Below are 24,543 nucleotides of genomic sequence, written 5' to 3'. Positions count from 1 at the left end.
AAGCCCCGCCGCGACGCGGGGCTTTTTCATGGATATTGACGCGTGATGGCAATCACAGTCGTCATGGAACCGCTGTGAGATCGTGATCGGGTCCAAATCAAAGGGGCACGTCATGGTAAAGTGTCGGAAATCCGTGGTCGCCGTTTCGCTGCTTGCTGCACTGGGCTTTGCGACGCCATCCGCAGCCGCAACGTTCGACGGCGACTGGAATGTGCAGATCACATCGTCGAATGCCGCCTGCAGCAGCGGCGCGTCAGTCTCGATCGGCATCAACAATGGTCAGATCGCCTCCCACAACGCGGCTGTCACGGCCTCCGGCCGCGTCGCCGAGGCCGGCGCCATCCGCGTGATCCTTGCGAGCGGCATGAAGCGCGCCGTCGGCTCCGGCGTTCTCACGGGCACGTCAGGATCGGGCACATGGCGCGCGGCCCTGTGCTCCGGCACCTGGACTGCGCAGCGGATATGAAGCAACCAGCGGTCAGCCGACCTTCTCGGCGTACTCCGCGTCGGTCACGTGCTCCATCCAGGTGACGTAGCTGCCGTCGAGCGCTTCCTGCATGGCGATGTGGATCATGGCGTTGGTCGGCGAAGCGCCATGCCAGTGTTTCTCGCCGGGCGGAATCCAGACGACATCGCCGGGACGAATTTCCCTGATCGGACCGCCCTTGGCCTGCACCCGACCGACCCCCGAGATAACATAGAGCGTCTGACCCAGCGGATGCGTATGCCACGCCGTGCGCGCGCCAGGCTCAAAGGAGACACGCGTCGAGGCCAACCGTGCCGGCGCCTCGGTCTGGATGATCGGATCCTGCAGCACCGTGCCGGTGAAATATTCAGTCGGCGCCCGGCGCGTCGGCCGGGAGCCCGCGAGATGGATTTCCATGGAGTTGCCTCTGCCTGTTGAAGTTATTTCTTCGTCGCGGCGTAGCGCGCCTTGGTCTCTGCGTTCATCGGATAGAGGCCGGGCAATGCCGCGCCGTTATTCACCTCGTTGACGATCCAGGCTTCCATCCGTTCCTGTTCCGGCCCTTCGGCCAGCACGTGGTCGAGCAAGGCCTGCGGGATCAGCACGGCGCCGTCCTGGTCGGCGACGACGATGTCGTTCGGGAATACCGCGACTCCGCCGCAGCCGATCGGCTCGCCCCAGCCCACGAAGGTAAGCCCCGCCACGGAAGGCGGCGCGGCGAAACCGTCGCACCAGACCGGGAGATTGGTGCCGAGCACGCCTTCGACGTCGCGCACCACGCCATCGGTGATCAGCGCCGCAACGCCGCGCTTGATCATGCGGGCGCAGAGGATGTCGCCGAAGATGCCGGCATCGGAGACGCCCATGGCATCGACCACAGCGATGCAGCCTTTCGGCATGGCTTCAATCGCGGTACGGGTCGAAATCGGCGAGGACCAGGATTCTGGCGTGGCGAGGTCTTCGCGCGCGGGCACGAAGCGCAGCGTAAAGGCCGGTCCGACCAGCCGCGGCTGCCCCGGCCGCAGCGGCTTGGTGCCGCGCATCCAGACGTTTCGCAGGCCCTTCTTGAGCAGCACGGTGGTGATGGTGGCGGTCGAGACGCCGGACAGGGTCGCGATGGCTTCGGGGGACAGGGACATCTGGAATGCGGGCTCCGGAGGATAGGTGAAAGGTAGCGCATCTTGCGAAGCGCTTGTACCGCGTCAAGGTCTCGTGGAAAGAAGCGCGATCATAACATCTTATCGTCGGACTGCAGATTAATTTATTGAACTTGCTGGCGGATTTCGCGCGATGCGAATTCCACTCGCGACCAAAACACGCTACAGGTTGAGGCTAGCACGAGAGCTGCGAGACAGTTTAGAGGCCATGGCCGCACCGTTACCTCCGCCCCGCCTGTTGCCGAGTGGCGACAGTGCCATCACGGTGGAATTCAGCCGCAACATCGACGATGCCGCCAACCGGCGGGTGCTGGCGCTCGACCGCGCGCTGGCTGCTGAGCCCATCGCAGGCGTCACCGAGACTGTGCCGACCTATCGCTCGCTGCTGGTCCACTACGACCCGGTCCAGATCGATTTCGACAAGCTTGGCGAAAAGATTCTCACGCTCGCGCAGCTCCCGGTACCGGCAACGACCAAAACCCGGCGCTGGCGCATTCCCGTGGTTTATGGCGGCGAGCACGGCATCGACCTCGAGGACGTGGCAAAAACCCTGAACACGACGCCTGAGGAGATCGTGGCGCGGCACGTCGCCGGCGACTACCGGGTCGCCATGATCGGCTTTACGCCCGGCTGGTCCTATCTCAGCGGGCTTGCGGACTCTCTCCATATGCCGCGGCGGCAAAATCCGCGTTTGCTGACACCGGCCGGCACGATCTCGATCGGAGGGGTGCAAACCGGAGTGCAATGCCTCGCCGGCCCGAGCGGCTGGCATCTTCTCGGACGGACGGCGGTCCGCACCTACCAGCTTCACCGCGATCCGATCTTTCTGCTGGAGCCGGGCGACAACGTCACCTTCACGCCGGTCGATGCCAAGACTTTTGCGGAGCAGGATCGCGCCGCCGAAGCCGGCGAATTCATTGCCGAGCAGATCGCCTCATGAGCAAGCTCGTCATTGCATCGATCGGCCCGGCGAGTTCGGTACAGGACGGCGGACGTCCCGGCGCCCAGCGCTACGGCCTGGTGCCGAGCGGCGCAATGGATCGGCTGGCGCTGGCGGCAGCGAATACGCTGGTTGGCAATGAGCCGTTCACGGCGGCCGTCGAAGTCGGTCCGTTCGGCGCGAAATTTACCGCGCGCGGCGCGGTGCGCGTCGCGCTGACGGGCGCCCCGCGCAATGCCGATATCGCCGGCCGCGCCGTGGCATCGGATACATCCGCAACCATCGCCGATGGCGAGACGCTGACGCTCGGCTTTGCCCGCGGCGGCGCGTTCAGCTATCTCGCGATTGAAGGCGGCATTATCGGCGAGCCGATGTTCGGCAGCCTGGCCGTCAATGCCCGCGCAGGCCTCGGCAGCCCCTATCCTCGCCCACTGCAGGCCGGCGACGAGCTACCGGCGAAGGCCGCCGCAGGCGCGGCGGAACGGCGGATCGAATTGCCGGCGGCAACCGGCGCGCCGATCCGCATAGTCTGGGGTCCACAGGACGACGAATTCACTGATGAGACCAAAAAACTGTTCGTCGACAGCGAATGGAAGATATCGGCGACCAGCGACCGCATGGGTTACCGGCTTGAGGGCCCCACCCTCAAGCACCTCCACGGCCACAACATCGTCTCCGACGGCACCGTCAACGGTAGCCTGCAGGTGCCCGGCAACGGCCAGCCGATCGTGCTGATGCCGGATCGCGGCACCAGCGGCGGCTATCCCAAGATCGCAACCGTGATTTCGGCCGATCTCGGGCGGTTGGCGCAGATCCCCGCCGGGCACGCCTTTCGCTTTCGCGCCATCAGCATGGCGGAAGCGCAGGCGGAAGCGCGCAAGTTTGCGGAACTGTTGCGCACCCTGCCCGAGCGGCTGCGCGCAATCGAAAGCGTTGATCTCAACATCGACGCGCTGCACGATGCCAATGTCGCGGGGCACGCCGTCAGCGCGGTCGATGCCGGAACCTGGCATGCCGTATCTTGGGCCGACGTAGCGGGCCCGGACTGACCACCAATCCACTCACGAGAAGCGGACGGACAACATGACAACCATCGACCTCAATTGCGATCTCGGCGAAGGATTTGGCGCGTGGGAAATGGGCAATGACGCCGCGATGATCGAGCTTGCGACGTCGGTGAACGTCGCCTGCGGTTTTCATGCGGGCGATCCCGACATCATGCGCCGTACGGTCGAACTGGCGAAAGCGCGCGGCGTCAGTGTCGGCGCGCACCCTGGATATCGCGACCTGCACGGCTTCGGTCGGCGGCCGATCCCGGGCTTGAAGTCTTCGGAGATCGAGAACCTCATCGCCTACCAGATCGGCGCGCTGCAGGCGATTGCGACCGCGGCCGGTTACAAGGTCACCCATGTCAAGGCGCATGGCGCGCTCTCCAACGTCGCCTGCGAGGACGACATGACGGCGAAAGCAATCGCCAACGGCATCAAGGCGGTCGACCCCAATCTGATTTTCGTGGTGCTCGCCAATTCCAAGCTGGTGCAGGCGGGTGAGGCCGCCAATTTGCCGATGGTGCACGAGGTATTCGCCGACCGCGCCTATGAAGACAATGGCTCGCTGGTGTCGCGCAAGAAGCCCGGCGCCGTGCTGCATGATGCGAAACAAATCGCCGATCGCGTAGTGCGGATGGTGCAGGACGGCGCGGTGGTGTCAGTCACCGGCAAGGTGATCAAGATGCGCACCGACACCGTGTGCATTCATGGCGACACGCCGGGTGCAGTCGACATCGCACGCGGCGTGCGTCAGGCCTTGAAGGATGCCGGGATTACGGTCGCGCCGTTCAAGACGGCGCAGCCGTAGCGTTTTCAAGCGAAGTGGAATCCGGTTCGCGTGAAGAAAACGCGTCAAAAAAAAGCGCCTAGAACGGATGGACCGACAGCGTGCCGAACACGATGGCGGCAATGAGCGCGAACGCGCTGTAGAGCGCGGCGGTATGAAAGCCGGTGCCGGAACGGCGGGCCACTGAGCGTGCGTAAAGGTGCAGGCGGGCTTCCGCCGATAGTTCGCGCATGGTCGATCTCCAACGCAGCATGGAGTGCATATGGAATATCGATCGCGGCCGGATGCAAGATATCCGCCGAAATAGCGATAGGGGCGCTCCGGCGCGCTCCGTTTCGAGGGGAAATTTCCCTTCTTCCCGACCAGAGCGAGAATTTTATTCGGGCCGATTTGAGTGGATTTGGCACCCGAATTAGTAAACGTCCTGCTGGAACCGGCCCTTTCTCTTGAGTTCCCCGACGAAGCTGACGGCCTCGTCGGTGGTTCGGGCGCCGAATTGGGCGACAATGTCAACCAGCGCGCGCTCGACGTCCTTGGCCATCCGCTTGGCATCGCCGCAGATGTAGACATGGGCGCCTTCGGCAAGCCAGGTCCATACCTCGCGTCCAACCTCGCGCATGCGGTCCTGCACGTAAAATTTCTTCTCGCCGTCGCGCGACCACGCCAGCGACAACCGCGTCAAGAGGCCCGAGGTCTTCATCGCATTGAGTTCGTCGGCATAGAAGAAATCGCAATCGCTGCGCTGATGGCCAAAGAACAGCCAGTTCTTGCCGGGGGCGCCGGTGGCGCGGCGATCGAGCAGGAAGGCGCGGAACGGCGCGATACCCGTCCCAGGGCCGACCATGATGATTGGCGTCTTCGGGTCTTGCGGCAGCGCGAAGCCATGGGCCTTCTGTACGTAGACCTTGACCTCGTCGCCGGGACTGATGCGCTCGGCAAGGAATGTCGAGGCCAGCCCCAAACGGCGACGCTTGTTGACCACATAGCGCACGCAGTCCACCGTCAGCGACAGCTTTCCGGGCGTCGCATTGTGCGACGACGAGATCGAGTAAAGCCGCGGTTGCAACGGCTCCAGCGCCTCGACAAAGGCCTCGGGATGCGGACGGATGCGGGAGAATTTCTGCAATACCGCCATGACGTCGAGCGTTGCCGCGTCGCCATCGGGATCCTCGCCCTGCGCCAGCGCACGCGCCTTTTCGCGCAGCGCGCCGCCGGTCAGATACGAGATCAACTCGAACAGTGAATCCGGCGCCGGCGAGAGTGAGACGTCGTCGCGCAATACTTCACGCAGCGTCTTTCCCCTCACCTCCGTCGTATGCGATGCGCCCAGGAGCGCGATGATCTGGTCGACGAGGCCAATGTCGTTGCGCGCGAAGATGCCGAACGAATCGCCCACGACATAGTCGAGGCCACATCCGGAGAGATCGAACTCGATATGCCAGGTCTCCTTCTCCGAGCCCTTGCCGTTAAGCAGTCGCCGCGACAGGAACTTTGCGTTTGCGGGATAGTCGCGCGAGCGGCCAGGTTCGCCTGGAGCCGTCGGCACAACCGCAGCCGCCGCTGCCGCAGGCGCCGATGACGGCGTAGCCGGCGCCTTGTCGATCTCCTCATAGAGCGACTTCAGCATCCGCGCGGTTTCCTTGCCGCCGGGGACGCAGAGGTTGAGTCGCGCTTCGCTCTTGTTCGCAATCGCTTCCGAATAATTGTGGCAGTCGTAACCGCACTGACCGCAGTCCTGCTGTGCCATTGCCGCCATCATCCGCCGCCGCAATGGCCGGCCTTCGGCCAGCTTCATCCGTTCGGCAATCGGCATGGTCTGGTCGTGCCACGGCGCTTCGCCGTCATCGCCATCGCCGGCCGCACCCTGCATGACTTCAGCGCCTTGTTCGGCCGACAACGGCGTCGCATCGGACAGGAGCCCGGCAAAGAACCCGTTCAGCCAGGAGCGCTGCGCTTCCGAGAATGGCGCGTTCGAGGGAATGATCTCGACCTTGGGTGGAGGCGTGATCTGATTCATGAGGACACCTGAGCGTCAGTGACTTGAGCGTCAGTGACTTGAGTGTCAGTGACTTGGGCATCGGCCAGCTTGCGCAGCGTCTCGCCGTCATGGCGGCGCGCAAATGTCAGGAACGTTTCATCTGATGATGCGCGGTGCCTGAGATAGGCCTTCAGCAGTTTCTCGACCGTCTTCGGCGCATCCTCGGCCTTGACGTCGCGATAGACCTCCTGCCCGACATCGGCTTCGGGACCGAAGCCGCCGCCAGTGAAGAGATGATAGCCCTCGACGGGATCGGCATCCTCGCCAACGTCCACCTTCGCCGCGATCAGGCCGATGTCGCTGATGTAATGCTGCGCGCAGGAATGATGGCAGCCGGTGACGTGGATGTTGATCGGCGTCTCGATGTTGACGCGTGGCTCGCACCAGTCGCCGATTTCGGCGGCATGGCGCTTGGTATTCGCCGCCGCAAATCGGCAGCCGGCATTGCCGGTGCAGGCGATCAGGCCGGCCCGAATTTGCGAAGCCTCGACCGCAAGCCCGATCGCCTTGATCGCGGCGATTGCAAGCTGGACATTCTCGTCGCGCACGCCCGGAATCAGCAGGTTCTGCCACACCGTCAGGCGGATATCGCCGTCGCCAAGATCCTGCGCGATTTTGGCCAGCCCCCGCATCTGCTCGCAGGTGACCTTACCGAGCGGCAGCGACACGCCGATCCAGTTCAGCCCCACCTGTTTCTGCCTGTGCACGCCGATATGCGCCGTGCGGTCCGAGGCCGGCCGCGGCGCGAGCGTTTCCGGCCGCACGCGGGTGAAGGGTTTGCCGAGCCGCTCCTCGACCAGCGCGTGGAATTTTTCGTGCCCCATCCCATCGAGCACATATTTCAGCCGCGCCTTGTTGCGGTTGGTGCGGTCGCCGAGTTCGATGAAGATGCGCACGATGGCGTCCGCCACCCTGGTGGCATCGGCGGGCTTCACGATGATGTCGCTATACTTGGCAAAATCCTTGTGACCCGTGATGCCGCCGATCCCCAAGCGAAACCAGATGCCGGGCTCGGCACCAAAGCCGTCCTTCACCTCGACCGCGGTGAACGCAATGTCGTTGGTGTCTTCCAGCACGGCGATCTTGCCGGCGCCATCAAAGGCGACATTGAACTTGCGCGGCAAGCCATACAGTGAGCGATCGTTGAGGATGTGATAGTGCCACTCGCGGGCATATTCGCGGGTATCGATCAGTTCCTGCGGGTCGATCCCCGCCGTCGGCGTGCCCGTGACGTTGCGAATGTTGTCTGCGCCGGTACCGCGCGAACACAGGCCGAGATCCTGGATGCCCTCGATCAGGGCCACCGCATGCTTGGGCGGAATTTCGCGCACCTGCAGATTCGCCCGCGTGGTGACGTGGCAGAACGGCCCGCACAGCCGCTCGGCGAGATCAGCCAGTCCCGCAAACTGCCAGTGCTTCAGGATGCCGTTCGGAATCCTTAAGCGGCACATGTAGGAATCCTGCGCCGGCGCGACGTAGAACAGGCCGTAATAACGCCAGCGGAAATTATCTGCGGGGTTCGGCGGCGCGTTGTCGAGCGCCTGCTGCTTCAGCCGCGGATAGGCATCGAACGGATGCTCCTCGCGCTTGAACTTCTCCTGATCGGCGAGCTTCTTGCCGGCGGCCGTGACCTTGTCCTGCGCCTTGATATGGGCGGCATCCGGCCCCGTCGGTTCGGCATTCGCCTTTCCCGCGTTACCGAGGCCGCGCCCGACCCGGCTGATCTGCAAGCCTGCGGTAAAGCCTTCCAGGTAGCGCTTCTGTTCGTCGGTAAAGTCGACTGTGATCGGCTCGATTTTCATGCGCGACGAAGCTCCTGCGGCCACGATTGGTGGCGTCAACGAATGGGATGGACCGCCCAGGAGATCGGCCCGGCGTGGTGCCGAGCCGTGATTCTGGTATGCAGTCCGACCAGCTTCGTTGCTGCGGAAATCCATCTTGGACGTCGGTCAGCAGGCATCTGCGACGAGCTGACCGCACTGCAACATACAAGTTGCGTGCCAGATGGCGTCGCGACGAATGTCTTGAAATTTCAATCTGTTCCGATGAGGAGCTCGAAACTATGAAGCAAGCTTCATAGTTGCTTTCTGAGCATTCTGCCTAAGAACTGGGCGACCTGTGTGGTTGCCTAATATTGCTTCAATCGACCGGCTTACGGCTTCCAATGCCCAATCTTGAAAGCCGCCAGATGCCCGGCGATATCAGCGGGGTCGAATGCGGGGCCGGCAAAGGCGCCGATGGCACCAGGCGCGTTGGGAGCCGCCCCCGGACGTCCCATGGCGGCGTCGTAGAGTTCGGGCCTGAAGACCGCCATGGCGGTCTTCAGCGCATCGGGCCGCATCTCCGTCTGTCCCCAGCGTACCATTTGGGCGTAAAGCCAGGCGGCCTGCGCCGGATCGGGCCGGCCCGCCCCTTCGCGCCCGACCAGCAGATAGCGGCCGCTCTCGCGCCGCTGGCCGTCCGGTGAAATCTTCAGTCGGCCGTCGAGGGTGCGTTGGATCACCTCGGCGCCGACGCCAAGCCGGTCGGGCCGCGCCAGGACATCGGCGGTCTCGGCGCGGTTTCCGGGCTCCTCGATGTATTCGGCGGCGTGGGCAGCCGCCCGGATCAGCGCAGCCAGCGCGTTCGGATTCTTTTCCGACCAGCTTTGCCTGACCGCGAGAACCTTTTCGGCCGCGCGCACCAAAATATCGGAGACGAAATGCAGGATGTGGCCGACGCCGAGATCGACCGCGACCGAGTTCCAGGGCGCGCCGACGCAGAACGCATCGACATGGCCATTGGCGAGGCTGTCCACCATGTAGGGCGGCGGCAGCACCACGAGGCGAACATCCTCATCGGGATCGACCCCGCCCGCCGCCATCCAGAACCGGAGCTGGTAGTTATGGGTAGAGAACGGGAACGTCATGCCGAACGTCAGCGGTTCCGCGCCGCTCTTGCGCCTGGCGGCAACGACGCGGGCGAGCGCCAGTGCCGTGGCCATGGGATCGAGCGGGTCACCGTCGATCTCGCTCAGGATCGCGGCATGCAGCGCCGGCGATACCGTGATCGCGTTGCCATTGAGGCCCAGATTGAATGGCGCCACGATCGGCACCTTGACGTGGCCCAAGCCCAGGCTCGAGGCGATCGCTACCGGCGCCAGCAGATGCGCCGCGTCGAACATGCCGATATTGAGCTTGTCGCGGACGTTGGACCACGACACTTCACGCACCAGCGTGACATCGAGCCCTTCGGCCGCCGTAAAGCCCTTGTCGACGGCGATGATCAGCGCGGCCGCGTCGACCAGGGGAATGAAGCCGATATGCAGCGGTGTCGTCATTTCAGCAGCTCCGACGCGGTCAGGATCGACTGCGCGATCTCGCCGATTTTCTTCTTCTCGCGCATCGCGGTGGAGCGCATCAGCACATAGGCCTCCTCTTCGGTGAGGCCCTTCACCTTCATCAGGATTCCCTTGGCGCGGTCGATCACCTTGCGCTCCTCGAGCGCCGACTTGGTGCGGTCGAGTTCGTCCTGCAGCTTGGAGAAGGCGTTGAAGCGGGAAATGCAGAGGTCGAGGATCGGCTTGATCCGTTCTTTCTTCAGGCCGTCCACGATATAGGCGGAAACGCCGGCATCGACGGAGGCCTGGATCGAGGCCGCATCGCTCTGGTCGACGAACATGGCAATCGGCCGCCGTACCGCGCGGCTGACCTGGAACATCTGTTCCAGAACGTCGCGGCTGGGGTTTTCCAGGTCGATCAGGATGACGTCGGGGTCGAGCGCATAGATCCGCGCCAAAAGGCTCTGCATTTCGCTGATATGCACAACGCCGGTAAAGCCCGCCTCCCGCAACCCCTCTTCCAGGATTGCGGCCCGGATCGGACTTTCGTCGACAATGACGATTTTCGGCGACGACTCAGCGCTCATCGATCAACTCATACCCCGGCCGGGCATCCATAGCACGTCAGAAGCTGGCGCAAAGCCTTGTAATTGTGAGCAATTGGGACTAGTTCGTGCTCATCAATCAGGCAGATTTAGATATGCAACAGGCCGCTGCGCCCAAAGTCAGCTTTGTTTCGCTTGGGTGCCCCAAAGCGCTGGTGGATTCCGAGCGCATCATCACGCGGCTGCGCGCCGAAGGTTATGAATTGGCCCGCAAGCATGACGGCGCCGACATCGTGATCGTCAACACCTGCGGCTTCCTCGACAGCGCCAAGCAGGAATCGCTTGGCGCCATCGGCGAGGCAATGGCGGAGAACGGCAAGGTCATCGTCACCGGCTGCATGGGCGCGGAACCCGAGCAGATCGAGGCCGCCTATCCGGGCGTGCTCTCGATATCGGGCCCCCAGCAATATGAGAGCGTGCTGGAGGCCGTGCACCGGGCCCTGCCGCCCATCCATAACCCGCATCTCGATCTGGTACCGCCGCAGGGCGTCAAGCTAACGCCGCGCCACTACGCCTATTTGAAGATTTCCGAAGGCTGCAACAACCGCTGCAGTTTCTGCATCATCCCAAAACTGCGCGGCGACCTGGTGTCGCGTCCGGCCAACGACGTGCTGCGCGAGGCGGAAAGGCTCGTCGCAGCCGGCGTCAAGGAATTGCTGGTTATCTCGCAAGACACGTCGGCCTATGGCGTCGACGTGAAGTATTCCGAAAGCCCCTGGAAGGACCGCCAGGTCCGCGCCAAATTCTTCGATCTCGCCAAGGAACTCGGCGAACTCGGCGCCTGGGTGCGGCTGCAATATGTCTATCCCTACCCGCATGTCGACGAAGTCATCGGGCTGATGACCGAGGGCAAGATTCTGCCCTATCTCGATATTCCCTTCCAGCATGCGAGCCCGGAGGTCCTGAAAGCCATGAAGCGCCCCGCCGCACAGGAAAAGACGTTGGCGCGGATCAAGAAGTGGCGCGAGGAATGTCCTGAACTCACGCTGCGCTCGACCTTCATCGTCGGCTTCCCCGGCGAGACCGATTCCGACTTCGCCTATCTGCTCGACTGGCTCGAAGAAGCCGAGATCGATCGTCTCGGCTGCTTCAAATACGAGCCGGTCGCGGGCGCAGCCTCGAATGCGATCGGCAATGCCGTGCCTGATGAGGTGAAGCAGGAGCGCTGGAACGCGCTGATGGCGCGGCAGCAGAAAATCTCCGCGCGCCGTCTGAAACGCAAGGTCGGCACTAGGCAGCAGATCATCGTCGACGAAGTCGGGCCGACGGTCGCAAAGGGCCGCTCAAAGGCCGACGCGCCGCAGATCGACGGCGCGGTCTATCTTTCCAGCCGCCGCCCGCTGAAGGTCGGCGAGCTCGTCACCGCGAAGATCGAGCGGTCGGATCAGTATGACCTGCACGGCAGCGTCGCGGGGTTCTGAACACCGGACGCGGCTTGACATGGCGCACCGTTCGGCTGTATGGGCCATCGCCATGAAACTGAACCGGACCAACCGCCGCGCCTGCCTGCGTCGTCGCTCTGTCGACGATGATGGGTCGCGCCGTGTCCGACGACAACGCTGATTAGCTAGTTTCAGCCACGTTTTCGAGAAGGCCGCACCCTCAAAGTGCGGCCTTCTTGCGTTTCGGCCTGCCCCTTCCCCAAAACCCCTGAGGAGATCGACATGACCCATGCTGCCCATCCGTTCGACGCGCTGATGAACATCACCGCCCGCCCGCAGGCCGTGTTCGTTCGCGGCGAAGGCGCGTATCTCTGGGATGACGCCGGCAAGCGGTACCTCGATTTCATGCAGGGTTGGGCCGTCAACTGCCTCGGCCATTCGCCGCCGGTCGTCGCCGAAGCGCTTGCTGCGCAGGCAAAACTGCTGCTGACACCAAGCCCCGCCTTCTACAACGGCCCCAGCCTGAAGCTCGCGCAAGCACTTCGCGAGAAGAGCTGCTTCGATCAGGTCTTCTTCGCCAATTCGGGCGCGGAGGCCAATGAAGGCGCCATCAAGCTCGCGCGCAAATACGGCACGAAATACAAGAACGGCGCGTTCGAAATCATCACCTTCGAAGGCGGCTTTCACGGCCGCACGCTCGCAACCATGTCGGCATCGGGCAAGAAGGCGTTCGAGCCGCTGTTCGAGCCGAAAGTGTCAGGCTTCCGCAAAGCCAAGCTTAACGATCTCGATTCGGTGAAGGCGCTGATATCGGACAATACGGTCGCGGTGATGCTTGAGCCGATCCAGGGCGAAGCCGGCGTCTGGCCTGCAACCGATCAATTCCTGAACGAGTTGCGCGCGCTGACGAAAGAGCACGGCCTGCTGCTCATCGTCGACGAGATCCAGACCGGCATGGGCCGAACCGGAAAACTCTTCCACTATGAGCATGCCGGCATCGAACCCGACATCATGACGCTTGGCAAAGGCATCGGCGGCGGCGTGCCGCTGGCCGCCCTGCTCGCGACCGAGCATGCCTCCTGCTTCGAGCACGGCGACCAGGGCGGCACGTTCAACGGCAATCCGTTGATGTGCGCTGCGGGGCTTGCGGTGCTCGAGGAGGTTTCGAAGCCGGAATTTCTGAAAGCGGCTGCGGACGCCGGCCTGTTCTTGGAAAGCGAGCTGCAGAAACTGTCCGCGCGGCACGGTCTCGGCGAGGTGCGCGGCCGCGGGCTATTGCTGGCGCTCGATCTGAGGCTGCCGATCGGTGCCGCGATCGCGGCCGAGGCGCTTGCGGACGGTGTCCTCATCAATTCGCCGCAGCCCGATGCGCTGCGCTTCATGCCCGCGCTTAACGTCACGCGCGAGGAGATATCGCTGATGATCGATTGCCTTGATGCGATTTTGGTGAAGGCTGGGGCTGCGCGGCGGGTGGCGTAGCCTCAATCGTCATTGCGAGCGAAGCGAAGCAATCCATCGTGCCACAAGTGGAGAGATGGATTGCTTCGTCGCTTCGCTCCTCGCAATGACGGCGGAGAGACTTACGGCCGCAAAATCGCCGCCCCTGTCGTCGCCCGGCTCTCCAGCTCGGTATGCGCCTTCGCCGCGTCCTTCAGCGCGTAGGCATGATTGATTGGCACGTGGAGCTTGCCGTTGATGACGGCGGCGAACAGCGTGTCGGCGCCTTCGAGCAGCTCCTTGCGGGTGCTGACATAGTCATTGAGCTTGGGCCGGGTGGCAAACAGCGAGCCGTGATTGTTGAGCTCGGCGAGCGGGAACGGCGGCACCGGGCCGGAGGCGTTGCCGAAGCTCACGAACAGGCCGCGTGGCCGCAGGCACGACAGCGAGCCCGGGAAAGTGGTCTTGCCGACGCCGTCATAGACGACGTCGCAGAGCTCGTTGCGGCTGATCTGTTTCACGCGTGCGACGAAGTCCTCCTCGTTATAGAGGATGACGTGATCGCAGCCGTTGGCGAGCGCCAGGTCGGCCTTGGCCTTGGAGCCGACGGTGCCGATCACGTGCGCGCCGAGCGCCTTCGCCCATTGGCAGGCCAGAAGGCCGATGCCGCCCGCGGCGGCATGGATCAGCACACGATGGCCGGGTTCGACCTTGAAGGTCTTGTGCAGGAGGTACCAGACCGTCAGCCCCTTCAGCATCAGGACGGCGCCCTGCTCATAGGTGATGTGGTCGGGCAGCTTGACCAGCTTGTCGGCCGGGATCACCCGCTCCGAGGCGTAGCCGCCGAGCGTGAAATAATAGGCGACGCGGTCGCCGGGATGAAAATTGGTAACGCCTGGGCCGACGGCCACAACCTCGCCGGCGGCCTCATTGCCGGCAATGAACGGCAGCCCCGGTGCCTTGTAGAGGCCGGTGCGGAAATAGACGTCGATGAAGTTCAGCCCGACGGCATGCTGGCGGATGCGAACCTCACCCGCTCCCGGTGCCGGGACCTCGACGTCCTCATACACCAGGGCCTCCGGTCCGCCCACCTTGTGCACACGCACGGCCTTGGTCATGACAGTCTCTCCCTCGGTATTTGCTCAAGCGCCCGAGCGCGCAACGAAAGCCATCGCCGCCCGCTTGTCAACTGACCGGCCGTCTGGCGGCCTTCTTGCGGTTACGCCTGGCGAGCACATTGAACATTTCGACCGCGGCCGCGAACAACATGGCAAAATAGATGTAGCCGCGCGGGATATGGAATTGGAATCCGTCCGCCACCAGCGCCACGCCGATCAGCACCAGGAATGCCAATGCCAGCATCTTGGTGGTCGGGTGATTGGCCACGAACCGGGCCACCGGACCCGACGAGACGTACATGACGACGCATGCGATCACGACGGCGGCGATCATGATCTCCAGATCCTGCGCCATACCGATCGCGGTGATGATCGAGTCCAGGGAGAACACGATATCGATGATGATAATTTGCACGATCACCCAGAAGAATGCGCTGGCCCTGGGTTCGGCATCGACCTCGCCATCGCTCGCCTCGACCTCGCCATGAATTTCATGCGTCGCCTTCGCGATCAGGAAGGCTCCGCCGGCAATCAGGATGATGTCCCGCCAGGACAGTTCGACATTTCTTACCGTGATGACCGGCTCCGTCAGGCCGATCAGCCACACCAGCACGCTGAGCAGCACGATGCGGAACACCAGCGCCAACAACAGGCCGATTTGACGCGCGCGTTTGGCCTGCGCCGGCGGAATGCGCGAGACTAGCACGGAGATGAAAATGACGTTGTCGATGCCGAGCACGATTTCCAGCGCCGTCAATGTCAACAGCGCCGCCCAGGCTTCCGGGCTGGTCAATAATTCCATCATGCCTTGAACGACTTGATTTGCCGGATCACGGCGTCACTTCCTATGACGTAAGCCGCAATGGCGCACAGTGCGGCGACGATGGGAGTGCCCACGTTGAAATCGCGGATGAGCGTATAGATCGCCAGCACGGCTCCAATGGCCATCAGCCACAGGGTCAGCCAGCGTAGCCGCACCACCCGGATCGGATGCAGCACATGAAACGGGGCGAATGTGAGAGCGATCAGGATTGCAATTCCGAGAGTGGAGAGTGCCGGCGGCAGGTGCAGCAAGAACAAATAAAACGCCGCCGCGTTCCACAGCGCCGGAAAGCCTCGGAAGTGGTTGTCGGACGCCTTCATGCGCCGGTCCGCGAAGTAGAGCGCACCGGAAACCATAATGCCGATCCCGAGCAGCGGCGCTGCCACCGGCAGCAGCATCCCGCTAGCGGTGATGGCATAGGCCGGAACGAAGACGTAGGTCACGAAATCGACGACGAGATCGAGCACATCGCCCGACCAGTTCGGCTGCAGCCGCACAACGTCCAGCTTTCGCGCCAGCGGCCCGTCGACGGCATCGATGATCAGGGCGACGCCAAGCCAGCCGAACATATTGGCCCAATGTTCGCGGACGGCCTCGAGCATCGCCAGCAGCGCGACGCCCGCGCCCAGTGCCGTGAAAATGTGTACGGCGAATGCGGCGGTCCGCATTCGGCTGGTCGCGGGGGCGGAATCTGGCTCTGTGGTCTGGTCCATTGCTCCGGCAGTGCTATCAGGAATCGCTGCTATTTGCATATCGGCGCTTTGCGGCGTTCCGCCGCGCGATTGAGCGGAAACATTTCGGCCGGTTGATGGCTTGAAAATGCCAGCCCGAGCGTCAATTGTCTCGATATGAATGACGCATCTCAAATTTATGACGCTGCCGTGATCGGCGGTGGGCCAGCAGGCCTGACCGCAGCCGTCGCGCTGGCCGCGACCGGCGCGAAAACCGCCCTGCTCGCCCGCCGCGCCCCCTATGCCGATAACCGCACCACGGCGCTGTTGGGGGCTTCCACCGAGTTGCTCGAACGTCTCGGTGTCTGGCCGCGCTGCCGGGACAAGGCTGCCGCCTTGCGGATCATGCGCCTTGTCGACGACACCGACCGGTTGATCCGCGCACCCGAAGTGCGGTTTTCCTCGGACGAGATCGGTCTCGAACAGTTCGGCTACAACGTCGACAACCGATCGTTAATGGTTGCCCTCGAAGAGCGCGCCGCCGAACTTTCCAATTTGACTCGATTTGACGATGAGGCCGCCGCGATCGACCCGCAGGATGCGATCGTCGCCATCCGTACCGGCAAGGGCGAGCAGCTTTCTGCGCGGCTCGTGATCGGCGCAGACGGGCGGCAATCACCGTCCCGCGAGGCGGCCGGCATCAAGACCAGCCGCCGCGACCTTCATCAGTCGGCGCTGACCTTCAACATTTCGCATTCCCGACCGCACAACGGCATCTCCACCGAGTTTCACACCGCGCAAGGTCCATGCGTGTTCGTGCCCCTGCCCGGCAACCGCTGCAGCGTGGTGTGGGTTTCGGAAACCAGAGAAGCCGAGCGGCTGATCTCGCTCAGCGATGAGGAATTGTCGGAAGCCGCGGAAAGACAGTCGCACTCCATTCTCGGCCGTGTCCAGGTCGAAGCCGGGCGCAACCTGTTTCCGCTGACGATCGAGCGTCCCGAGCAATTCGCCAGCCATCGTGTCGCGCTGGTCGGTGAATCCGCCCACGTGGTGCCGCCGATCGGCGCCCAAGGCCTCAACATGGGATTGCGCGATGCGGCCGATATCGCCGATATCGCCGGCAATGCGATCTCGCTCGGCGAGGATCCGGGGTCGCCGGCCGTGCTGGCACGCTATCAAGCCGCGCGACGTGCCGACGTCGCAAGCCGGCTGATCGTGATCGATGTCGCCAACCGTTCGTTGCTTAGCGATTTCCTGCCCATGCAATCGCTGCGCGCGGTTGGCATGCACCTGCTCGGCTCGTTCGGCCCGCTGCGGCGGCTTGCCATGCGCGAGGGGCTGGCGCCGACCTGGAAGCGTGTCAGCTAGCGCCGGACGCCAGCGAGGGCTGCGAACTAGCCCCACTCTACTTTGCATGGGGTTGTTTTCGCGATTTTGTGTCTCCGCGCCACGCCTACGGAAACGCCAGCCGTCCGCTCTGGATGAACCACATCACGCTGGTCAGCGTGACCACGGACGCGAAGGTCCCGATCAGGACGGCCACCGACGCCGGCTCGATCCACGTGTTGTTCTGCCGGGCCATCACGAACACGTTCAGCGCCGGTGGCAGCGCGGCCATCAGGACGGCGGTCGCGGCCCAGGGCTGCGCGAACGGGCCGAACAGCAGCATCAGCCCGAACACGATGAGCGGATGGATCAGGAGCTTGATCGCGATCACGCCGGGCACTTCCCAGGGCACGCGATCGAACGGCCGCAGCGCCACGGTAACGCCCAGCACGAACAGCGCCGTCGGTGCCGCCGCGTTCTGGAGAAATAGCAAGGTCCTGTCGACGGCGACCGGCACTTGAATGTGCAACGCCGCAACAAGCGCCCCTGCGGCGGCCGACATGATCAGCGGATTGAGCACGATCTGCCGCGCAGCGACGCCAATGGCGTACAGGAACGACGGATGCTTGCGATCGCTCAGCGCCATCAACAGCGGCACGATCGTGAACAGGAAAATGCTGTCGCAGCAGAAGATCAACGCGGTCGGCGCCGCTGCCTTGGCTCCGAGCACCGCCAGCGCCAGCCCCGGGCCCATATAGCCGATGTTGCCGTAAGCGCCGGCAAGGCCCGCCATCGTCGCCTTGTGCAGCGACAGTTCGCCGATGATGCGGCCTGCCACCATGGCAAGCACGAAGGCGCTCACGGTCGCCAGCGTGGTCGCGATCAGAAATGGCGGGTTGTTCAGTTCGGAAAATGGCGTCTCCGACATGATGCGGAATAGCAAGGCCGGCAGCGAGACGTAGAGCAGAAAGAAGTTCATCCAGGCGAGGCCCGATTCCGGCAGCCCTTTGGCCTTGCCGCAGGCAAAGCCGATGAAGATCAGGCCAAAATAGGGAAGCGCGAGGTTGAGGATATCGGCCATCTCGTAAAGCGTCTTTTCGTCAGTGATTTTGGGGAGATGGCGCCGGACATGGCCACCACGCATAAAGGTTAATTCGTCCTATTGCCCCTAGCATCGGCCACAATCATGGTCTATTCGACGGGACATGATCAAAGCGCGCACCGCCAAATTTCAGATCGGGCAGATCGTCCGCCACCGGGTATTTTCATTCCGGGGCGTGATTTTCGATATCGATCCGGAATTCAACAATACCGAGGAATGGTGGTTGTCGATCCCCGAAGAGGTTCGGCCTGACAAGGATCAGCCGTTCTATCACCTGCTCGCGGAAAACTCGGAGTCCGAATACGTCGCCTACGTCTCCGAGCAAAATCTGCTGCCGGACGATTCCGGTGAGCCGATCCGGCACTCGCAGGTGGCCGAGATCTTCGTGAAGGACAAGTCCGGCGGCTACCGCCCGCGCAACCCGTCACTGAACTAGTATTCTTCTTCCGGCAACGAAAAAGGCGCCCTGGTCGGGCGCCTTTTGCTTTGTCGAATGGCGCGGCTGTTACTTCGCCGCCGGATTTGCGGTGGCGCCCGGCTGGGTGCCCTCCAGCTTCTTGCGCTGCTCCTCAGCACGCTTCTGCAGCTCTTCCTGCAGTTTCTTCTGGTTTTCCTCGAACTGCTTCGGATCGGTCGGCGGACCGTCAAAGGCCTTGGCGAATTCACCGGCGAGCGGCAGCGGCAGCGTCAGCGGCGCGCCGTTGGAATTGATCGCCTGAACAACCAGATTCTGGCCCTTCTTCAAGTTGGCGATCAGCTCGGGGGTTGCTTCGTAGTCCGACATGCAGCCGTTCTGGAAGCAGATCACATACGGGCCCTGCTGCGGCGGATTGTTATCAACGATGATCCGGGTTCCGTGCACGAGCTGCATGCCGAGCGGCAAGGTCACGCGCAGGAGCTTCTTGGGCTCGCCTTCCGGCTCGATGATGACGGCGGCGATGACGGGTTGGCCCGACTCGATGCGGCCGTCCTTGCCGGTGAAGCAAACCTGCTTGGCGCCGGCTTCCTGACCCTTGAGGCAGAACTTGGTCCAGGGCGCGTAGATTAGCTGGACCTGCTGCTCCTGGGGCGGGGCGGCGCCGGGAGCGCCAGCCGGAGGAGCTTGTGCCGCGGGAGCGCCGGCGGGACCCTTGGGAGCAGCCTTCGGAGGCGCTTTCGGAGCGGCAGGCGCAGGGGCAGCCTTCGGAGCCCCGGGCGCTGGCGCGGGCTGCTGAGCGTGCGCGCCCGAAGCCATCAACGTTGCCGACAATGCCGAGGCCGCCAACAGGGCCAAGACCTGCCCACGCGGCCGAATCGACGCGGCGAAGATACGGAAATTCATTGCGGAAAACCCTTTCTGAACCGGAGCGCCCGAAACCGCTACAGGCACCGACACCAAGCCGCGCTGGGGCGGCTGTCTCGTTGGCAATTGAGGCGGTTACGTGACAGGCGTTCCCGCGGTCATCAACTGCCCGCCTTCAATACAGCGGCAGACGAAAAGATCAATGCCGACAAGCATCTTTGGCGTTCCCCGCAGGCCGAGGCCGAAGCCTATGGTAAAGCTTTATCCGTGCGCATTTTCGAATCAAATCCCCGTCCGCCTATGACCGTCTCCGGTCGTATCCGCCTGCGTGTGCTGGCCGGCATTGCCCTCGCGCTAGGTGTGACGCCGCTCGCGCCGGTCCACCAAGCCAGGGCGACCGAAAGCCACGCGCTGGCGATGCACGGCGCGCCTGCTCTTCCCGCCGGTTTCACGCATATGCCCTACGCCAATCCGGAAGCGCCTAAGGGCGGACGGCTGGTCTGGGGCGCCCTCGGAACCTTCGACAGCCTCAACCCCCTGATCGTCCGCGGCCTTGCGGTTCAGCAGATCAGGGGCTTTGTGGTCGAGAGCCTGATGGCGCGCGGCAATGACGAGGCTTTCACGCTCTATGGCTTGCTGGCCAAAACCATCGAGACCGACGACGCACGCAGCTACGTCACGTTCCACCTCGACCCGAGGGCGCGCTTTGCCGACGGCCAACCGGTCACGGCAGAGGACGTCCTGTTTTCGTGGGCCTTGCTGCGCGACAAGGGTCGCCCCAATCACCGCCAGTATTATTCCAAAGTCGTAAAGGCCGAAGCGCCCGATCCGCTCACCGTGCGGTTCGACTTCGGCGGCGGCAACGACCGCGAGCTGCCGCTGATCCTCGGGCTGATGCCCGTCTTGCCGAAGCATGCGGTCGACCCGGCAACGTTCGAGGAAACCACGATGACCGGACCGGTCGGTTCCGGCCCCTATCGCGTCACCGCCGTCAAGCCGGGCGCCAGCGTCACGCTGACCCGCAACCCCGACTACTGGGGCCGCGACCTGCCGGTGAATCGGGGATTGTGGAACTTCGACGAGATCAGGCTCGACTTCTATCGCGAGTCCAACGGCCAGTTCGAGGCATTCAAGCGTAGCCTCTATGACTTTCGCGCCGAGCACGAGCCGCTGCGCTGGCATGAAGGTTACGATTTTCCGGCCGCCCGCAACGGCGAAGTGATCCGCGACACTATCAAGACCGGAATGCCGCAGCCCTCGGAATTCCTGGTGTTCAACACGCGGCGTCCGGTGTTTTCAGACATCCGCGTCCGGCAGGCCCTGACGCTGCTGTTCGATTTCGAGTGGGTCAACCGCAATTATTTTTTCGGACTCTATGCGCGCGCAGCAGGCTTCTTCGCAGGGTCCGAACTATCCGCCTATGCCCGCCCGGCCGACGAGCACGAGCGCGAACTCTTGAAGCCGTTCGCCGCACGGATCCGGCCGGATATTCTCGATGGCACATACCGCCTGCCCGTCACCGACGGATCGGGCCGCGATCGAACAGCGCTGCGCCAGGCGCTGCGGTTGCTGTCGGAAGCCGGCTACGATCTCGATGGGGCCGTGCTGCGGCAGCGTTCGTCGAGGACGCCGCTCACCTTCGAAATCCTGGTGACGACGCGCGACCAGGAGCGGGTTGCGCTTTCATATCAGCGCGACCTCAAGCGCGCCGGCATCGAGGCCAGCGTCCGCGCGGTCGATCCCGTGCAGTTCGACCAGCGCCGGCTGGGGTACGAGTTCGACATGCTGCAGAACCGCTGGGACCAGTCGCTATCCCCCGGCAACGAGCAGTCCTTCTACTGGGGCAGCCAAGCCGCCGACATTCCCGGCACCCGGAATTACATGGGGGCCAAGGAGCCCGCCATCGATGCCATGATCGCTGCCCTGCTCGAGGCGCGCGAACGTCCGCCTTTCGTCTCCGCGGTGCGGGCCCTCGATCGCGTCCTGATGTCGGGCTTCTACGCAATTCCAGTGTTTAACGTGCAGGAGCAATGGATTGCGCGGTGGAATCGGATAGAACAACCTACAGCGACCGCGTTGACGGGCTATCTGCCGGAAACCTGGTGGCAGAAGCCGGAAATGAAGTGAACTCGCCAAGCGATCCAACCTCCGTGACAGAGCCGAAGTAACGCCGTGACCCAGCCCACCGCTTCGCCAACGCTCGATACGTTGTTCAAACGGAACCTGGCACGGCAGCCGGACGCGCTGGCGCTGGTCGATCCCCCCAACAAGCAGCGCATCACCGGCCAGCCGCCGAAGCGTCTTACCTTCGCGCAGGCCGACCGCATGATCTCGTCGCTGGCCGCGCACTTCATCGAATCCGGCTTGCCGTCCAATTCCGTGATCGCGGTTCAATTGCCGAACACCATCGAATTCGCGGTCACCGTGCTTGCCGCCTTCCGCGCCGGCCTCGTCGTTGCGGTGCTGCCGCTGCTCTGGCGGCAGTCGGAATTGACCATGGCGCTCAACCGTACCGCCGCCCGGGCGATCGTGACCTCGGGCAAGGTCGACGGCGTGATCTACTCGGATATCGCCATGAACGCTGCTGCCGAAGCGTTCTCGATCCGCCATGTCTGCGGCTTCGGCGGCGACCTGCCCGAGGGCATGGCCTCGCTCGACAACGCCATCTTCCGGGAATCCCCGACCACGCGCGCCGTGATCCAGGACGGCCGCAAGGCGGCGCTGATTTCCTTCGATGTCACCTCGGACGGCTTCCGGCCGGTCCCGCGCGCCCATCTCGGCTTGATTGCGGGCGGCCTTGCCATATCGCTCGAAAGCGACGTGCCGCAGGGCGCAACCATCCTGTCGGCCTTCTCGCCGATGTCATTTGCCGGCCTCGCCTCGTCGCTGGCGATCTGGCTGCTGTCGGGCGGAACACTGGTGTTGCACCATCCCTTCGACGACGAGGTTCTGGAACAGCAGATCAACGAGCAGGCCTGCGACACGCTGATCGCGCCTGCCCAACTGGCGCTGCGGCTGGACGAACTGGACCTCGGCGCGCGGATGCCGAGCCTGCGCAATGTCATCGGCCTGTGGCGGACCCCGGAGCAGATCGGCTCCAGCGCGTGCTGGGCCGCGCAACAGGCGACGCTGACGGATGTCTATCTGTTCGGCGAGGCCGGATTGTTCGGTGCGCGGCGGATCGCGGAAGACGGCTCGCCGGCCCTGATCAAGCCGGGCCCCCACGGTGCGCCGCGCGACCTGCCGGGATCGTCGATCGCGGGCGAAATCCTGCTGACGCCGCGCGGCACGTTGGGATTGCGCGGACCGATGGTGCCGGTCGCGGCCTATGCGCCCCCTCCGCCGCCGAGCGATTCCCTGATCGCGTCACCGCCGCGCGACTACGTGGATACGGATTACGCGGCGCGGCTCGACCGCGTCACTGGCGCGGTCAATATCACCGCGCCGCCGTCCGGCGTTATGGCCGTCGGCGGCTACCGATTCCTGGCGCAGGACCTGCAGGAGTGGGCGCGCCGGCTCGGTCAGGGCGCGCTGCTGACCGCGCTGCCGGACCGCCTCAGCGGCCACCGGCTTGCAGGCCGTGCGCTCGACAACGCCCGCGCCCGAGACGCGCTGACAGAACTCGGCCTTAACCCTTTGATGGTGGAAGCATTTCGGGATCGGAGCAACGCCGCCTGAGAGGCCCGACGGCGAGCGCCTGTTGACGCCGCATTAAGCGCCGCAAACTAGGATCGTGGCACCTATTGTGCGCCTGGTCCGAGTTCTCAGATGTCCCAGCAAGGTCCGATCCTCGTCGTATCGATCGCGAAACGGCTGTCCTTTGCCGCCACGCTCGATGTCGCGAGACTGTTTCCGGTGGTCGAGAGCGGGTGGGCGGATGCGGCGCGCGCGGTCGAGCAGGTGCAACCGGCGGCCGTGCTGGCCGAAACCTCCGGCGCCGATGCAGCCGGACTGGCGGAGTTGGCCGTGCGGGTCGCAGCGCGACAGCCCTATCTGCCGCTGATCGCGGTCGATCCGCAGACCCCTGTTCCGGACAACGTCATTCCCTTTTTTCAGAGCCAAATCCCACACGCCCAACAGGGCGGCTCCGACCGGCTGGCGGCCCGCCTGCGTGCCGCGCTGCGCGTGCGGTCATTGCATGCGACTGTGATGCGCCGGCTGGCGCCGGCAGCGCCAATGGCGTTGTCGCATATCGATTCTGCGCGCGACGCTACCGTGCTGCTGATCGGCCGCGGCGGTGCCTATCCGGCGCTGTCGGTGGCGCTTGGCGAGCGCACCGGCGTGGTCGGCGCGCTTTCGATCGAGGCGGCTGCGAAGCATCTCAACGTGAGAGACATCGACGGCATCGTGCTCGGCGAGGGATTCAGCCTGCGTGTGGTCGATGCCTTTCTCACCGTGCTGACCGAGGACGCCCGCTTCCGCAATCTTCCCGTCGTCGTGACGGCAGGCGATCTGGCGCCGGCCTATGATTTGCCAAACCTCGAGATCGTCTCCGGCGACGCTGTCCAGGTGGCAGCAATTGGGCTGCCGCTGATCCGCCAGCACGCCTTTGAAGCGCATCTGAGCCGCACGCTGAAGGCCATCGACGCCGATGGCCTGATCGACGCGCGGACCGGTCTGCTCACCCCGGAAGCCTTCGAGCGCGACTTTGCCAGCGCCATCTACCAGACGCAGCAACGCGGCGGCGGATTGTCGGTGGCGCGCTTTGCGTTCGATCCCGGACACCCCCGCGCGCAATTCGACGGCGCGCGGATCATCAGCCGCCTGATGCGGCAAATGGATTTCGGCGCCGCCCAGGACGACGGCTCGGTTGTCGTGGTGTTTGCCGAGGCCGATCTGAAGTCGGCTCACGCCATCGCCCGGCGGCTGTCGAGCGTGATGCGCCATACCAGCCACGGCCAGCGCGACGCACGGTCGGAGCCAACCGTGACGGTCGCAACGCTGCTGCCGAACGATTCCGTGAAATCGCTGCGGTCACGGCTGCAGGACGACGCGCAACGGGCGGCGTCTTAGAGCGTCACCAATTTATCCCCGTCATTGG

23 protein-coding genes are annotated in these 24,543 nt (G+C 63.9%); 11 read left to right on the top strand and 12 right to left on the bottom strand.

The window, feature by feature from the left end; genetic code table 11:
- The first annotated feature begins 112 nt into the window (after positions 1-112).
- A complete protein-coding gene (locus V1277_RS31290) occupies positions 113-466 on the top strand; it encodes a hypothetical protein (RefSeq protein ID WP_334419573.1) in 354 nt (117 codons plus the stop codon).
- A 12-nt stretch (positions 467-478) separates the two neighbouring features.
- On the opposite strand, the gene V1277_RS31285 is transcribed toward V1277_RS31290, so the two are convergent.
- Both V1277_RS31285 and V1277_RS31280 read right to left on the bottom strand, forming a co-directional pair.
- Positions 479-883: a (R)-mandelonitrile lyase gene (locus V1277_RS31285; RefSeq protein ID WP_334419572.1), complete on the bottom strand. Its 405-nt coding sequence runs from the start codon at positions 881-883 to the stop codon at positions 479-481.
- 23 nt (positions 884-906) lie between these two features.
- Positions 907-1,605 carry a ribonuclease activity regulator RraA gene (locus V1277_RS31280; RefSeq protein ID WP_334375332.1) on the bottom strand — a complete coding sequence of 233 codons (699 nt, stop codon included), beginning with the start codon at positions 1,603-1,605 and terminating at the stop codon, positions 907-909.
- Between the two features lie 226 nt (positions 1,606-1,831).
- Here V1277_RS31280 and pxpB point away from each other — a divergent pair, with 226 nt between their 5' ends.
- From pxpB to V1277_RS31265, 3 genes are read left to right on the top strand one after another with little or no spacing between them, the layout of a single operon-like run.
- Complete coding sequence (pxpB, locus tag V1277_RS31275; RefSeq protein ID WP_334419571.1) at positions 1,832-2,563, top strand: 5-oxoprolinase subunit PxpB; 732 nt, start codon at positions 1,832-1,834, stop codon at positions 2,561-2,563.
- Positions 2,560-3,612, top strand: coding sequence for a biotin-dependent carboxyltransferase family protein (locus tag V1277_RS31270; RefSeq protein ID WP_334419570.1), 1,053 nt, complete (start codon positions 2,560-2,562; stop codon positions 3,610-3,612). The genes pxpB and V1277_RS31270 overlap by 4 nt, the downstream gene beginning before the upstream one ends.
- A gap of 34 nt (positions 3,613-3,646) precedes the next feature.
- The gene (locus tag V1277_RS31265; RefSeq protein ID WP_334419569.1) at positions 3,647-4,420 is read left to right on the top strand and encodes a LamB/YcsF family protein; all 774 of its coding nucleotides are present in this window, start codon (positions 3,647-3,649) and stop codon (positions 4,418-4,420) included.
- A 58-nt stretch (positions 4,421-4,478) separates the two neighbouring features.
- Here the strand turns inward: V1277_RS31265 and V1277_RS31260 are convergent, their stop codons facing one another.
- From V1277_RS31260 to V1277_RS31240, 5 genes are all read right to left on the bottom strand, one after another.
- Positions 4,479-4,631, bottom strand: a complete 153-nt coding sequence (locus V1277_RS31260) for a hypothetical protein (RefSeq protein ID WP_334375328.1) — start codon at positions 4,629-4,631, stop codon at positions 4,479-4,481.
- Between the two features lie 180 nt (positions 4,632-4,811).
- Complete coding sequence (locus V1277_RS31255; protein WP_334419568.1) at positions 4,812-6,416, bottom strand: sulfite reductase subunit alpha; 1,605 nt, start codon at positions 6,414-6,416, stop codon at positions 4,812-4,814.
- Positions 6,413-8,239, bottom strand: a complete 1,827-nt coding sequence (locus V1277_RS31250) for a NirA family protein (protein ID WP_334419567.1) — start codon at positions 8,237-8,239, stop codon at positions 6,413-6,415. The genes V1277_RS31255 and V1277_RS31250 overlap by 4 nt, the downstream gene beginning before the upstream one ends.
- Positions 8,240-8,589: 350 nt before the next feature.
- On the bottom strand, positions 8,590-9,756 hold the full coding sequence (locus V1277_RS31245) for a CmpA/NrtA family ABC transporter substrate-binding protein (RefSeq protein WP_334419566.1): 1,167 nt from the start codon (positions 9,754-9,756) through the stop codon (positions 8,590-8,592).
- Positions 9,753-10,343 carry an ANTAR domain-containing response regulator gene (locus V1277_RS31240; protein ID WP_028346026.1) on the bottom strand — a complete coding sequence of 197 codons (591 nt, stop codon included), beginning with the start codon at positions 10,341-10,343 and terminating at the stop codon, positions 9,753-9,755. Before V1277_RS31240 ends, V1277_RS31245 begins: the two co-directional genes overlap by 4 nt.
- A gap of 113 nt (positions 10,344-10,456) precedes the next feature.
- Here V1277_RS31240 and rimO point away from each other — a divergent pair, with 113 nt between their 5' ends.
- Both rimO and V1277_RS31230 read left to right on the top strand, forming a co-directional pair.
- Positions 10,457-11,782, top strand: coding sequence for a 30S ribosomal protein S12 methylthiotransferase RimO (gene rimO, locus V1277_RS31235; RefSeq protein ID WP_334419565.1), 1,326 nt, complete (start codon positions 10,457-10,459; stop codon positions 11,780-11,782).
- Between the two features lie 243 nt (positions 11,783-12,025).
- Positions 12,026-13,222, top strand: coding sequence for an acetylornithine transaminase (locus V1277_RS31230; RefSeq protein ID WP_334419564.1), 1,197 nt, complete (start codon positions 12,026-12,028; stop codon positions 13,220-13,222).
- 101 nt (positions 13,223-13,323) lie between these two features.
- Here the strand turns inward: V1277_RS31230 and V1277_RS31225 are convergent, their stop codons facing one another.
- The 3 genes from V1277_RS31225 to pcsA all read right to left on the bottom strand — a co-directional run bounded on the left by V1277_RS31225 (position 13,324) and on the right by pcsA (position 15,834).
- Complete coding sequence (locus V1277_RS31225; protein ID WP_334375319.1) at positions 13,324-14,298, bottom strand: quinone oxidoreductase family protein; 975 nt, start codon at positions 14,296-14,298, stop codon at positions 13,324-13,326.
- A gap of 67 nt (positions 14,299-14,365) precedes the next feature.
- Positions 14,366-15,103 carry a TerC family protein gene (locus V1277_RS31220; protein WP_334419563.1) on the bottom strand — a complete coding sequence of 246 codons (738 nt, stop codon included), beginning with the start codon at positions 15,101-15,103 and terminating at the stop codon, positions 14,366-14,368.
- Positions 15,100-15,834, bottom strand: a complete 735-nt coding sequence (gene pcsA, locus V1277_RS31215) for a phosphatidylcholine synthase (RefSeq protein WP_334375317.1) — start codon at positions 15,832-15,834, stop codon at positions 15,100-15,102. Before pcsA ends, V1277_RS31220 begins: the two co-directional genes overlap by 4 nt.
- Positions 15,835-15,969: 135 nt before the next feature.
- Between pcsA and V1277_RS31210 the strand changes: the two genes are divergently transcribed.
- A complete protein-coding gene (locus tag V1277_RS31210) occupies positions 15,970-17,160 on the top strand; it encodes a UbiH/UbiF family hydroxylase (RefSeq protein ID WP_334419562.1) in 1,191 nt (396 codons plus the stop codon).
- Positions 17,161-17,245: 85 nt separating this feature from the next.
- On the opposite strand, the gene V1277_RS31205 is transcribed toward V1277_RS31210, so the two are convergent.
- On the bottom strand, positions 17,246-18,199 hold the full coding sequence (locus V1277_RS31205) for an AEC family transporter (RefSeq protein ID WP_334420501.1): 954 nt from the start codon (positions 18,197-18,199) through the stop codon (positions 17,246-17,248).
- 124 nt (positions 18,200-18,323) lie between these two features.
- On the opposite strand from V1277_RS31205, the gene hspQ reads away from it, so the two are divergent.
- A complete protein-coding gene (hspQ, locus tag V1277_RS31200; RefSeq protein WP_028346018.1) occupies positions 18,324-18,656 on the top strand; it encodes a heat shock protein HspQ in 333 nt (110 codons plus the stop codon).
- Positions 18,657-18,725: 69 nt separating this feature from the next.
- Here hspQ and V1277_RS31195 read toward each other — a convergent pair whose 3' ends face one another.
- Positions 18,726-19,541 (bottom strand): invasion associated locus B family protein, encoded by an 816-nt coding sequence (locus V1277_RS31195; RefSeq protein WP_334419561.1) that lies wholly within the window; start codon positions 19,539-19,541, stop codon positions 18,726-18,728.
- A gap of 261 nt (positions 19,542-19,802) precedes the next feature.
- Between V1277_RS31195 and V1277_RS31190 the strand changes: the two genes are divergently transcribed.
- The 3 genes from V1277_RS31190 (at position 19,803) to V1277_RS31180 (ending at position 24,515) form a co-directional block, all read left to right on the top strand.
- Positions 19,803-21,629 (top strand): extracellular solute-binding protein, encoded by a 1,827-nt coding sequence (locus tag V1277_RS31190; RefSeq protein ID WP_334419560.1) that lies wholly within the window; start codon positions 19,803-19,805, stop codon positions 21,627-21,629.
- 45 nt (positions 21,630-21,674) lie between these two features.
- The gene (locus V1277_RS31185) at positions 21,675-23,180 is read left to right on the top strand and encodes a class I adenylate-forming enzyme family protein (protein WP_334419559.1); all 1,506 of its coding nucleotides are present in this window, start codon (positions 21,675-21,677) and stop codon (positions 23,178-23,180) included.
- A 90-nt stretch (positions 23,181-23,270) separates the two neighbouring features.
- Complete coding sequence (locus tag V1277_RS31180; RefSeq protein WP_334419558.1) at positions 23,271-24,515, top strand: GGDEF domain-containing protein; 1,245 nt, start codon at positions 23,271-23,273, stop codon at positions 24,513-24,515.
- The last annotated feature ends 28 nt before the right edge of the window (positions 24,516-24,543 follow it).

The sequence above is a fragment of the Bradyrhizobium sp. AZCC 1588 genome (genome assembly GCF_036924735.1).
Taxonomy (GTDB): Bacteria; Pseudomonadota; Alphaproteobacteria; order Rhizobiales; family Xanthobacteraceae; genus Bradyrhizobium.
The sequence above is the reverse complement of the archived record's forward strand: the minus strand, read 5'-3'. Positions and strand labels throughout refer to the sequence as shown.

Excerpts from the sequence above, each read along its gene's own strand:
- V1277_RS31290 (WP_334419573.1), top strand. The coding sequence starts at position 113 with ATGGTAAAGTGTCGGAAATCCGTGGTCGCCGTTTCGCTGCTTGCTGCA.
- V1277_RS31285 (WP_334419572.1), bottom strand. The coding sequence starts at position 883 with ATGGAAATCCATCTCGCGGGCTCCCGGCCGACGCGCCGGGCGCCGACT.
- V1277_RS31280 (WP_334375332.1), bottom strand. The coding sequence starts at position 1,605 with ATGTCCCTGTCCCCCGAAGCCATCGCGACCCTGTCCGGCGTCTCGACC.
- pxpB (WP_334419571.1), top strand. The coding sequence starts at position 1,832 with ATGGCCGCACCGTTACCTCCGCCCCGCCTGTTGCCGAGTGGCGACAGT.
- V1277_RS31270 (WP_334419570.1), top strand. The coding sequence starts at position 2,560 with ATGAGCAAGCTCGTCATTGCATCGATCGGCCCGGCGAGTTCGGTACAG.
- V1277_RS31265 (WP_334419569.1), top strand. The coding sequence starts at position 3,647 with ATGACAACCATCGACCTCAATTGCGATCTCGGCGAAGGATTTGGCGCG.
- V1277_RS31260 (WP_334375328.1), bottom strand. The coding sequence starts at position 4,631 with ATGCGCGAACTATCGGCGGAAGCCCGCCTGCACCTTTACGCACGCTCA.
- V1277_RS31255 (WP_334419568.1), bottom strand. The coding sequence starts at position 6,416 with ATGAATCAGATCACGCCTCCACCCAAGGTCGAGATCATTCCCTCGAAC.
- V1277_RS31250 (WP_334419567.1), bottom strand. The coding sequence starts at position 8,239 with ATGAAAATCGAGCCGATCACAGTCGACTTTACCGACGAACAGAAGCGC.
- V1277_RS31245 (WP_334419566.1), bottom strand. The coding sequence starts at position 9,756 with ATGACGACACCGCTGCATATCGGCTTCATTCCCCTGGTCGACGCGGCC.
- V1277_RS31240 (WP_028346026.1), bottom strand. The coding sequence starts at position 10,343 with ATGAGCGCTGAGTCGTCGCCGAAAATCGTCATTGTCGACGAAAGTCCG.
- rimO (WP_334419565.1), top strand. The coding sequence starts at position 10,457 with ATGCAACAGGCCGCTGCGCCCAAAGTCAGCTTTGTTTCGCTTGGGTGC.
- V1277_RS31230 (WP_334419564.1), top strand. The coding sequence starts at position 12,026 with ATGACCCATGCTGCCCATCCGTTCGACGCGCTGATGAACATCACCGCC.
- V1277_RS31225 (WP_334375319.1), bottom strand. The coding sequence starts at position 14,298 with ATGACCAAGGCCGTGCGTGTGCACAAGGTGGGCGGACCGGAGGCCCTG.
- V1277_RS31220 (WP_334419563.1), bottom strand. The coding sequence starts at position 15,103 with ATGATGGAATTATTGACCAGCCCGGAAGCCTGGGCGGCGCTGTTGACA.
- pcsA (WP_334375317.1), bottom strand. The coding sequence starts at position 15,834 with ATGGACCAGACCACAGAGCCAGATTCCGCCCCCGCGACCAGCCGAATG.
- V1277_RS31210 (WP_334419562.1), top strand. The coding sequence starts at position 15,970 with ATGAATGACGCATCTCAAATTTATGACGCTGCCGTGATCGGCGGTGGG.
- V1277_RS31205 (WP_334420501.1), bottom strand. The coding sequence starts at position 18,199 with ATGGCCGATATCCTCAACCTCGCGCTTCCCTATTTTGGCCTGATCTTC.
- hspQ (WP_028346018.1), top strand. The coding sequence starts at position 18,324 with ATGATCAAAGCGCGCACCGCCAAATTTCAGATCGGGCAGATCGTCCGC.
- V1277_RS31195 (WP_334419561.1), bottom strand. The coding sequence starts at position 19,541 with ATGAATTTCCGTATCTTCGCCGCGTCGATTCGGCCGCGTGGGCAGGTC.
- V1277_RS31190 (WP_334419560.1), top strand. The coding sequence starts at position 19,803 with ATGACCGTCTCCGGTCGTATCCGCCTGCGTGTGCTGGCCGGCATTGCC.
- V1277_RS31180 (WP_334419558.1), top strand. The coding sequence starts at position 23,271 with ATGTCCCAGCAAGGTCCGATCCTCGTCGTATCGATCGCGAAACGGCTG.